The organism is Mesorhizobium sp. M2A.F.Ca.ET.039.01.1.1, from assembly GCF_003998035.1.
Taxonomy (GTDB): Bacteria; Pseudomonadota; Alphaproteobacteria; order Rhizobiales; family Rhizobiaceae; genus Mesorhizobium.
In genome coordinates this window covers 1-10,479 of the sequence record NZ_RZRY01000169.1, presented here as the reverse complement: position 1 = coordinate 10,479, position 10,479 = coordinate 1, and the positions used below count along the sequence as shown (strand labels likewise).

At 65.3% G+C, this 10,479-nt stretch carries 8 protein-coding genes and 1 pseudogene; 6 read left to right on the top strand and 3 right to left on the bottom strand.

Translation table 11 applies throughout. The features are described 5' to 3' along the window. Positions 1-688: dihydroxy-acid dehydratase (locus tag EOA24_RS15115; protein ID WP_189353952.1), on the top strand; the 688-nt coding region annotated here is incomplete at its 5' end. Next, complete coding sequence (locus EOA24_RS15110; RefSeq protein ID WP_126060391.1) at positions 675-1,502, top strand: tetratricopeptide repeat protein; 828 nt, start codon at positions 675-677, stop codon at positions 1,500-1,502. The genes EOA24_RS15115 and EOA24_RS15110, both read left to right, overlap by 14 nt. 42 nt (positions 1,503-1,544) lie before the next feature. Here the strand turns inward: EOA24_RS15110 and EOA24_RS15105 are convergent, their stop codons facing one another. The 3 genes from EOA24_RS15105 to erpA all read right to left on the bottom strand — a co-directional run bounded on the left by EOA24_RS15105 (position 1,545) and on the right by erpA (position 3,384). Beyond that, the gene (locus tag EOA24_RS15105) at positions 1,545-1,832 is read right to left on the bottom strand and encodes a hypothetical protein (RefSeq protein WP_126082280.1); all 288 of its coding nucleotides are present in this window, start codon (positions 1,830-1,832) and stop codon (positions 1,545-1,547) included. A 248-nt stretch (positions 1,833-2,080) separates the two neighbouring features. Beyond that, a complete protein-coding gene (gene xth, locus EOA24_RS15100; protein ID WP_126082281.1) occupies positions 2,081-2,875 on the bottom strand; it encodes an exodeoxyribonuclease III in 795 nt (264 codons plus the stop codon). Between the two features lie 161 nt (positions 2,876-3,036). Beyond that, a complete protein-coding gene (gene erpA, locus EOA24_RS15095) occupies positions 3,037-3,384 on the bottom strand; it encodes an iron-sulfur cluster insertion protein ErpA (protein WP_126082282.1) in 348 nt (115 codons plus the stop codon). Positions 3,385-3,454: 70 nt separating this feature from the next. Between erpA and EOA24_RS15090 the strand changes: the two genes are divergently transcribed. From EOA24_RS15090 to EOA24_RS15075, 4 genes and pseudogenes are all read left to right on the top strand, one after another. Beyond that, the gene (locus EOA24_RS15090) at positions 3,455-4,684 is read left to right on the top strand and encodes a deoxyguanosinetriphosphate triphosphohydrolase (RefSeq protein WP_126082283.1); all 1,230 of its coding nucleotides are present in this window, start codon (positions 3,455-3,457) and stop codon (positions 4,682-4,684) included. A 61-nt stretch (positions 4,685-4,745) separates the two neighbouring features. Further along, a complete protein-coding gene (gene argS / locus EOA24_RS15085; protein WP_126082284.1) occupies positions 4,746-6,503 on the top strand; it encodes an arginine--tRNA ligase in 1,758 nt (585 codons plus the stop codon). Between the two features lie 103 nt (positions 6,504-6,606). Further along, on the top strand, positions 6,607-10,029 hold the full coding sequence (locus tag EOA24_RS15080) for an SPOR domain-containing protein (protein WP_127409885.1): 3,423 nt from the start codon (positions 6,607-6,609) through the stop codon (positions 10,027-10,029). 132 nt (positions 10,030-10,161) lie between these two features. Beyond that, positions 10,162-10,479, top strand: a pseudogene (locus EOA24_RS15075) (glycoside hydrolase family 3 protein); the annotation flags it as partial.

Here is a 10,479-nt window from a genome sequence, read left to right as displayed (position 1 = left end):
CTGCATGACGGTCACTGGCCGCACTTTGGCCGAAAATATGGAGCACGTTGCCTGGAATGAGAGCCAGGATGTTGTGCGTCCCGCCAATCGGCCGATCACCAAGACAGGCGGCGTTGTGGGCTTGAAGGGCAACCTTGCCCCCGAAGGCGCGATCGTGAAGGTCGCGGGCATGTCGGAACTGAAATTTTCAGGGCCGGCGCGCTGCTTCGATTCTGAGGAGGAGTGCTTCGAAGCTGTCACGCAACGCAACTACCGGGAGGGCGAGGTTCTCGTCATCCGCTATGAGGGGCCGCGCGGCGGTCCGGGCATGCGCGAGATGCTGTCGACGACGGCTGCGCTCTACGGCCAGGGTATGGGCGGCAAGGTGGCGCTGATCACCGACGGACGCTTCTCGGGCGCCACGCGCGGCTTCTGCATCGGCCATGTCGGGCCGGAGGCGGCGGTCGGCGGTCCGATCGGGCTGATCAAGGATGGCGATGTGATCTCGATCGACGCCGTGAACGGCACGATCGAAGTAGCCCTGTCGGACGCCGAGCTGGCGGCCCGGGCAAAGAAATGGAAGCCGCGCAAGACCGACTACCAGTCCGGCGCGATCTGGAAATATGCGCAAACGGTAGGGCCGGCCCGCGACGGCGCGGTGACTCATCCGGGTGGGGCCAAAGAAACGCACTGCTATGCGGACATCTGAGGTGTTGAGGTCGTCTGTCTTTTCGGCACTGGTCGCGCTTGCGACCTTGGGCGCCGTCGGGCAGGCCATGGCCTTCGACGACAAGGTGTTCGACGACAAGACCGGCGTGAAGCCGCAGTCGAGCCCGTGGGCGGTGTTCCAATTCGGCTTCTCGGCCTACAAGAGCGGCCACAAGGACCAGGCGGTCGAGGCCTATAAATACGCCGCCGAAAACGGCCAGATCGGCGCCACCTGGAAGCTCGCGCGCATGTATGCCGAAGGCGACGGCGTGACGCGCGACGACTATGCCGCCTTCAAGTTCTTCTCGGAGATTGTCGACCAGGATGTCGAGCCCGGCTCGCCGGAAGAAAGCTACGTTTCGGACGCGCTGGTGGCGCTCGGCGACTATCTGCGCAAGGGCATTCCCGGCACGCCGGTCGAGGAGAACGAAGTCGCGGCGCAGGAATATTATATGCGCGCCGCCGCCAACTACCGCAATCCGAACGCCCAGTTCGAGATCGGCCGGATGTTCCTCAAGGGCGAGGGCGGCGTGAAGGCGAGCGTCAAGCAGGCCGGCCGCTGGCTGCAACTGGCAGCCGAGAAAGGCCATGCCGGCGCGCAGGCGACGCTCGGCAACCTCCTGTTCCAGAGCGGCAAGATCGTGCGCGGCCTGGCGATGATGACGGCGGCGCTTCAGCGGGCTCCGGCAGCTGATCAGCCCTGGATCCGCAGCATGCAGGAAGAGGCGTTCGCCGCGGCCGGCGAGGCCGATCGCCGGACCGCGATCTCGCTCGCCGACGACATCCTAACCAAGGGCAACAACGGCGATCAGTAAGCGTCGGATGCTCCCCCTTCGAGGGGGGAGGCCCGCGGCGATCTAGTTTTCAGTCGGCTCCGCCGGCGTCGGGCCGGGCGTCGAGATCGAGGTCGGGTGCGGTTTTGGCGCGTCTCCCGGACATTCATCCTTGATCTTTGTCCAGGACGTGTTGTTGAGGACCATGTCGCAGCGGGCGAGATGGCTTTCGCCGGCAATGGTCAGGCATGCCGTCTGGCCGACATTGAAGGACTTGCCGTTGGCAAAACAGGCCGGTGCAGCCAGCGAGGGCGTCGGCGCGGCAAGCGCCAAGGCAAGGCCGACCGGCCTGAAAAGAAATCGGATCGCCATTCAACCCCCCACAGCAACCCTTATCAAAGAGGGGATTTGTGGCGATATCAGGGTCCAGTGTCTGTTGAGATTCAGGTGATGCCGGCCTGCGAATGGCGGCTTCCTGCGCTCCCGGTGCTCACGTACTTTGAAGTACGCTCCGCTCCGGTTCTCGGAAACCACCTTGTCTGGTCGCTTCGCGCCCGTCTTCGACTCCGGCTCGGCCTGACCTGAATCTCAACAGACCCTGAGCTAAGGACTGGAACTTCTCAGGCCGGTTCCAGGCTGAGCTCGATCGCGACCGGCACGTGATCGGAGGGCTTCTCCCAGGCGCGGACGTGCTTTTCCACCGAGGCCGACGAGAAACGGTTGGCGGCTTCCGGCGACAGCAGCAGGTGGTCGATGCGGATGCCGTTGTTCTTCTGCCAGGCGCCGGCCTGATAATCCCAGAAGGTGTAGACGCCGGCCGAGTCGGTCACCGAGCGCACAGCCTCGGTGAAGCCGAGATTCTTCAGCCGGCGAAAGGCCTGCCTCGTCTGCGGCTGGAACAGCGCATCGCCCAGCCAGTTTTCCGGGAACCGTGCATCGGCGGGTTCGGGAATGACGTTGTAGTCGCCGGCCAGCACCAGCGCTTCCTCCAGCCGCAGCCGTTCTTCCGCCCAGCGCTCCAGCCGCGCCATCCAGGCAAGCTTGTAGGAAAACTTCCGTTCATCCTCGACCGGATTGCCGTTGGGCAAATAAAGCGAGGCGACGCGCAGAGCGCCCTGGTCGGTGGAAAAGACGCCTTCGATGAAGCGGGCATGGTCGTCCGCATCATCGCCAGGCAGGCCGCGATTGACCTCGTCGAAGGGCAGCTTCGACAGGATGGCGACGCCGTTGAAGCTCTTCTGGCCATTGGTCTCGACATTGTAGCCCAGCGCCTCGATCTCGGCGCGCGGGAACTGCTCGTCGACTGTCTTAATCTCCTGCAGGCAAACGATGTCCGGCGCGCTTTCGGTCAGCCAATGGGTGAGGTTGCCGATGCGGGCGCGAACGCCGTTGATGTTCCAGGTGACGATCTTCATGCAGGCCTCGATGCTGTTCGGACGGAAGGCGTTCGACGAAGCGGATCGTATTGCCTGCGCGGACCTTTAGAAAGGCCGTCCGGCCGCATTCCTGCCAAAGCCAGGGGACAGGCACGCGCTACCCGGCTCGCACCGGTCATAGGCTTGCGAAGTCCGGTCGATCAGATGGAGAAGCTGGTGCCGCAGCCGCAGGAGGCGACCGCGTTCGGGTTCCTGATCTGGAAGGACTGGCCCATCAGGTCGTCGACGAAGTCGATCACCGAGCCGCCCATATAGACCAGCGAAAGGTCGTCGATGAGGATGGTCGCGCCATCCTTCTCGATGGCGATATCGTCATCATTCGCACCTGCGACGAGGTCGAATTTATAGGAAAAGCCGGAGCAGCCGCCGCCTTCCACGGAGACGCGCAGAGCCGTCTTGCCCGGTTCTCCGGAAACGATCCTGGCGATCCGCTTTGCCGCGGCGTCGGTCATTTCGACCTTCATGGCAGTCTTGGCATCCGCGCCCATCGGCGTCACCTTGCTTTCGGTTTCACATGATAGGTATGAAGCGGGCAGGCCTGAGTCAACTGGTGGGTCAATGGAAGAGCAGCGGGGCAAGGATGCCCTCGGCGACATCGGGTTCGGCTATCGGCCGCGCGCCGTCTATGCGAGCGATCCGGCGCGTTCGCGCGGGCGCCTGTTCCCGGAGGCCGAAAGCCCGACGCGCACGCCGTTCCAGCGCGACCGCGACCGCATCATCCATTCCACCGCTTTCCGCCGCCTGAAGCACAAAACACAGGTCTTCGTCGCGCATGAGGGCGACCATTACCGGACCCGGCTGACGCATTCGATCGAGGTGGCGCAGATCGCGCGCGCCCTGGCGCGGGCGCTGCGCGGCGACGAGGATCTCGCCGAGGCCGTGGCGCTTGTCCACGATTTCGGCCACACGCCGTTTGGCCATACCGGCGAGGACGCGCTCAACGAGAAGATGGCCGACTGGGGCGGCTTCGATCACAACGCGCAGTCGCTGCGCGTGGTCACAAGGCTCGAGCGGCGCTACGCCGAATTTGACGGGCTGAACCTCACCTGGGAAACGCTGGAGGGGCTGGTTAAGCATAATGGCCCGCTGACCGATGCGACCGGGAAAGGGCTCAAAGGTCCGGTGCCGCAGGCGATCCGCGATTATTCGGAGCTGCACGACCTTGAGCTCGACCGCTTCGCCGGCATCGAGGCGCAATGCGCCGCGATCGCCGACGATATCGCCTACAACACCCATGACATTGACGACGGCCTGCGCGCCGGCCTGCTGACGCTGGAGATGTTGGGGGAGGTCGGCTTGCCGGGCTCCATCCTGAAGGGCGTGCATGCCAAATATCCTCGGCTCGACGATGTGCGTACCGGCCACGAGCTGATGCGCCGTCAGATCACACTGATGGTTGAGGATGTCATCGCATCGACCACCGCCAACATCGAGCGTCTGAAACCGGACAGCGGCGATGCGGTGCGCGCCGCGGGCGAGACCCTGGTGACCTTTTCGGCCGGCATGGCCGCGGCCGAGAAGGAATTGAAGGCTTTCCTCTACAAGCATCTCTACCGGCACCCGGAAGTGATGCGGGTGCGGGCCGACGCCGAACAGATCGTGCGCGAGCTGTTCGACGTCTATTTCGCCGATCCGCGCGCCATGCCCGATGGCTGGCGCGAGGGGCTCGACCGGGCCGAGGATCGCATCAAGGCGCGCAGCGTCGCCGACTTCCTGGCTGGCATGACTGACACCTATGCCTTGAAGGAACATCGGCGTCTGTTTGACCATACGCCCGATTTGAGCTAGGGCGAGCCTCGATTTTGCCGGCCGTTGGGCCGGTCGCCTCTTAAAGCCCAGAGCACTTCCAATGAATATCTTCGCCGATTTCAACGCGCGGATCGTAAAGGCCGTCGAAGCCCTTGACCTGAAGGACAAGGAGGGGGGCACGCTCGACCTGTCGCGTATCGCGGTCGAGCCGCCGCGCGACGCCAGCCATGGCGACCTCGCAACCAACGCGGCGATGGTGCTGGCGAAGCCCACTGGACAGAACCCGCGCGCGCTTGCCGAGAAACTCGCCGAAGCGCTGCGTGGCGACGCCGATATCGCGTCGGCCGAGATCGCCGGGCCTGGCTTCGTCAATCTCAGGCTCAAGGACGCGTTCTGGCATGCGCATCTGACCGCGTTGCTCGGCGAGGGGCGCAATTATGGCCGCTCGACCATCGGCGGCGGCCGCAAGGCCAATGTCGAATATGTCTCGGCCAACCCGACCGGTCCGATGCATGTCGGCCATTGCCGCGGCGCCGTGGTCGGCGACACGCTTGCCAATCTGATGGCCTTCGCCGGCTACGACGTGACCAAGGAATATGTCATCAACGACGCCGGCTCCCAGATCGACGTGCTCGGCCGCTCGGCGTTCCTGCGCTACCGCGAGGCGCTTGGCGAAGCCATCGGCGAGATCCCGCCCGGGCTTTATCCGGGCGACTACCTGATCCCCGTCGGCCAGGCGCTGGCCGAGGAATTCGGCCTCGGCCTGCTGGAGATGCCCGAAGACGAGGCCCTGGCGATCGTCAAGGATCGCACCGTCGACGCGATGATGGCGATGATCCGCGAGGACCTGGCGCTGCTCAACGTGCATCACGACGTGTTCTTCTCCGAGCGCACGCTGCATGCCGACAACGCCAGGAAGATCCGGGCGGCAATCGCCGACCTGACGCTCAAGGGGCATATCTACAAGGGCAAGCTGCCGCCGCCGAAGGGCGAGAAGCCGGACGATTGGGAAGACCGCGAGCAGACGCTGTTCCGGTCGACCGCGGTCGGCGACGACATGGACCGGGCGCTGGTCAAGTCGGACGGCTCGTTCACCTATTTCGCCGCCGACGTCGCCTATCTCAAGGACAAGGTCGAGCGCGGCTTCGTCGACCTGATCTATGTGCTTGGCGCCGACCATGGCGGCTATGTGAAGCGGCTCGAGGCGCTGGCGCGGGCGGTCGCCGGCGATACGGTCAAGCTCACCGTGCTGCTTTGCCAGCTCGTCAAACTGTTCCGCGACGGCGAGCCGGTCCGGATGTCGAAACGGTCCGGCGATTTCGTCACCTTGCGCGACGTCGTGGAGGAGGTCGGCCGCGACCCGATCCGCTTCATGATGCTTTACCGCAAGAACGACGCGCCGCTCGATTTCGACTTCGCCAAGGTCACCGAGCAGTCGAAGGACAATCCGGTGTTCTACGTCCAGTACGCGTCGGCGCGCTGCCACTCTGTTTTCCGGCAGGCGAGCGAGCAGCTCGGCGAGGCGAATTTCGACCGCAACCGGCTCGCGGCTTCCGTCGCTGCGCTGGCCGACGAGGGCGAGATCGCGTTGATCCGCAAGCTGGCTGAGTATCCAAGATTGATCGAATCCGCAGCGCTTTCGTTGGAGCCGCACCGGCTCGCTTTCTACCTTTATGACCTGGCTTCAGGCTTCCATGCACAGTGGAATCGCGGCCACGACAATCAGGACTTACGTTTTGTTAAGGTTAACGACCGAGAATCAACCTATGCCAGACTAGGGCTGGTGCAGGCTGTTTCGGATGTCTTGACCTCCGGCCTGACGCTGATCGGGGCAGACGCGCCCACGGAAATGCGTTAGGTTTAACTAAAAAACCTGTCACCTTTTGCCCACATTGCGCTGGTAAGGGCCAACCCTGCGCGACGTCCATGGCGTCCGACTTTGTGCGAGTTCGGGAACAATAATGGCAGACAGAACCCCGCTGAAAGTAGCCGACCACAACGATATCGCCGACGACGATCCGTTCGCGGAACTGACCCGGATCATGGGTTTCGACCCGCGCCAGCCGGTGAGACAGCCGGCCCCCGCGGCCGAGAACGCCACGCCGGCTAATCACGCCGCGGAGGCTGACGATTTCGACATCGACCTCGAGAAGGAGTTGATGGGCGAGTTCGATTCCGTCGAGGAAAGCGCATCGGTCGCGCAGCAGGCTGCCATCCACCAGATCAGCCATGAGCCGGCCTTCGAGTCCGCCAGCGCCGCCGTGAATGACGACAAGCTGACGGCTTCCTTCGAGCAGGATTTCGTCTTTGATGACGCGGCCGATCACGCCGACTTTGCCGTGGTGCGCGCAGCGGAGCCGGAGTTCGCTCCAGAACCGCACTTCGCCGCGGAGCCGGAAGTCGCGCCAGAGGCGCATTTCGCATCTGAGCGTTTCGAGCCGGAGACGCAGGCAGCTCCCGAGCCAGAAGTCGCTTTCGACGATGATTTCGACAAGGCCGTCGCCAGTTCGCTCGATATCGCGCCGGTCGAAGATGACCTTTCGATCGATCATGAAATGGCGGCCTCGCTGGACCAGGATTTCCAGCTCGACCATCACGAGCCGGCGGACGCCCGTCAGGATGCCGTCGAAGCCATGCAGGCCGCGAGCGAAGAGGCGTTCGACGCCGATTTCGACAGCGCGGTCCACATGTCGCTTGAAGACGAGCTGTCGTTTGAAAGCCATGAGCCCGAGCAGCATGCGCGGGCCGTCGAGTCGGTCGAAGCTCATGCAGCCGCCCCGCTGATCTCCGAAGATGATTTCGCCGGCCATTTCGACCAGACGCCGGGCGATGACATCAATCTCGGCCAGGATCAGGATCTTCAGGAGCCGGAGCTGTCGCTCGCCGACGAGCCGGCGCCGATGGTCGAGGCGGAGGCCGATGACGATTTCGAGCTGAGCTTCCGCGACGCGCTGAATGAAGAGCCGCAAGCTCCGGCCGTCGAGCCCGCCGCCGTATTGCAGCCGGCAGAGCCGGCTCCGGTCGTGGCTGCTCCAGTCCCACCAGTTGCCGCTGCTCCGGTCCCTCCGGTCGCGGCAGTGGAACCGGCAAAGCCGGCCGCCAGCGAGCGCAGCCTGGAGGACGAGCTCAACGCGCTGCTCGGCGCCATGACCGCACGGCCTATGCCCACGGTCAAGGAGCCTGCTCCCGCGCCACGGCTGGTTGCGGAATCCGCGAGCCACGCCGGTGGGAACACGGCGGCCGACGATCTCGACTGGGATCTCGACGAGCGCCAGCCGGCGCAGGACCGGCAGGACGCGCAGCCGGCCGACAGCGACCTGGACGACCTGCTCGCCAACGAGCTCGACCGCCAGGATTTTGCAGCCTCGGCCAAGGCCGAGCCCTCCAGCGCCGGACCTTCGGCGGCCGAACAGGACATTGATTTCGACGACGACGCCTTTGGCGCCGCTTTCGCCGGGAGTATCGAGGCCGAGCAGGCGGCGGCCGCCAGCGCGAGGTCTCCGGCAAATTCGTCCGAATGGATGCATCCGACGCCGGTCGAGCAGACAAGGTCTTGGAGCCGTTCGACCCCGACCGCCGCTCCGCCGGTGCAAGCCTCATTTGCGGCACAGCCGGCCCAAGCGGCGCCGGTGCAGGTGGCAGCGCCTTCAGCGCCGCTGCAGATGACCGCGCCTGCTTACCGCAACGAGCCGGCCCCGGATTATTCCGCCCATGCCAAACCGGCGCAGGCCCCGATGGCTGCGCCGCAGCCCCGCCAGCATGACGAGGTGCCGGATGTCGAGACGGTCGATGTGCCGGAGCGCGTGGTCGCGCTCGCCGACGACCTCGACATTCCGGAGCTCAGCTTCGAGGAGGATCAGCCGGCCGCCGCTGCTTATGACGATCTGGACGCGGAATTCGCGAGCCTGCTCACCGACATGAACGCGACGGAGATCGCGTCGGCGCCCGTGCAGAACCGTGGCTATGACGACGAAACCTACAGCGCCGGCTTCAATGGCTATGACCGTCGCGACTTGCGGGCCGAGGCTCCGGCGGCTCCGCCCGCTCAGGCTTCCTTCGCTGCCGCGAACGACTACGACGCCGACGAATTGCCCGGCAGCCGGCCGGTCTCACAGGCGGACGAATTCGCTACCGACGATCTCGATTACGATCCTGAGCTTGAAGAGGCGATGGCGATCCCCGGGCTTGCCGAGCGTGAGGCGGCGCAGCCGCGCCGTCGCGGCATGATGATCGCGGGGCTGGTCGGCGCCGTGGTGGTTCTCGGCGGCCTTGGCGCGCTGGCCTTCTCCTTCGGAGGCAAGGGCGGCAGCGAGGCTCCGGTGATCGTCAAGGCCGACAATTCGCCGATCAAGGTGAAGCCCGAAAATCCGGGTGGCGCGGTGGTGCCGAACCAGGACAACAAGGTTTATGACGCGGTCGCCAAGGGCGGCGGCGCGGCAAAGCCTGCCGAGCCGGTGCAGCAGAAGCTGGTGAACACCACCGAACAGCCCGTCGACCTGGCCTCGAAGGAACCGCCGCCGAGCCGCGTGGTCGATCTTTCGCCCAACGACAACGACGCCGCGGCCGGCACTGATGCTGCCGGCAATACAAGCTCGGCGTTGCCCGGCGTCGAACAAGCCGCTGTGCCCGAAAGCGCCCAGCCTGCCGCACCGGCAAGCGCGCAGCCGGCCGCGCCGGCGCCGAAGTCGGAAGACCGCATCGCACAGGTGCTGCAGCAGGATGCCGCCAACACCGCCAACAAAAACGATGTCGTCGCCGTCGCGCCGCGCAAGGTGAAGACCATGATGGTCAAGCCTGACGGCTCGCTGGTGCCGCGCGAGGATCCGGCTCCGGCCGCGCCGAAGGTCGCGGCGGCCGAGCCGAGCGATCCGGCGCCACAGCATGTCGCGCCGGCCTCCGACGGCCAGCAGACGGGAACGGTGGCTTCAGATACGGGGCAGGCCGATACGGGTCAGGCCGATGCGGTGACCGTCAAGCCGGCGAAGCCCGCGAAGAAGGCTGAAGCCAAGTCGCAGTCGAGCAACACGCCCGCGGTGGTGCCGGTGGCGCCGGCGCGTCCGTCCGATCAGCCGGTCGATATCGTCGGCGAGGTCAAGCCGGACCAGGTCGCTTCCATCGATCCGGCGGCGGCAGCCGGCGGCGGCTCGTGGTCGATGCAGATCGCCTCGCAGCCGACGGTGCAAAGCGCGCAGTCGACCTATCAGGATCTGCAGCGCCGCTACGGAAGCGTGCTCTCCGGCCGCACCGCCAACATCGTCAAGGCCGAGGTCGCGGGCAAGGGCACCTTCTACCGCGTCCGCGTTCCGGCCCATTCGCGCAACGATGCGATCGAGCTCTGCACCAGCTACAAGGCGGCGGGCGGTAACTGCTTCGTATCGCGCTGATCCGTCCCAACACCGAACGCCGGCGCCGCCGCAAGGCCGCGCCGGCTTTTCGTTGTGGACGGTTGTGAGCTTTGGCCAGTCTCAGGGCAGGGGTGATTCCCTTTGCTCGCTCAAAGCCTTAAGCTTCGGTCTATGAGCGAATCAAAATCCATGATCCTGGGCTGCGCCGGGAAATCCCTCACCGAAGACGAAATCCGCTTCTATCGGGACGAACGTCCCTGGGGCTTCATCCTGTTTGCGCGCAACATCGGCGAGGCGGCACAGATCCGCGACCTGGTGGCCGCGATGCGCGACTGCGTCGGCCGCCCGGAAGCTCCCGTCTTCATCGACCAGGAAGGCGGCCGGGTGCAGCGCCTGCGTCCGCCGCTGGCGCCGAACTATCCCGCCGGCGGCGCGCTTGGCGCGCTGTGGCGCGAGGACAAGGAAGCCGGCCGCCGCGCCGCCTGGCTG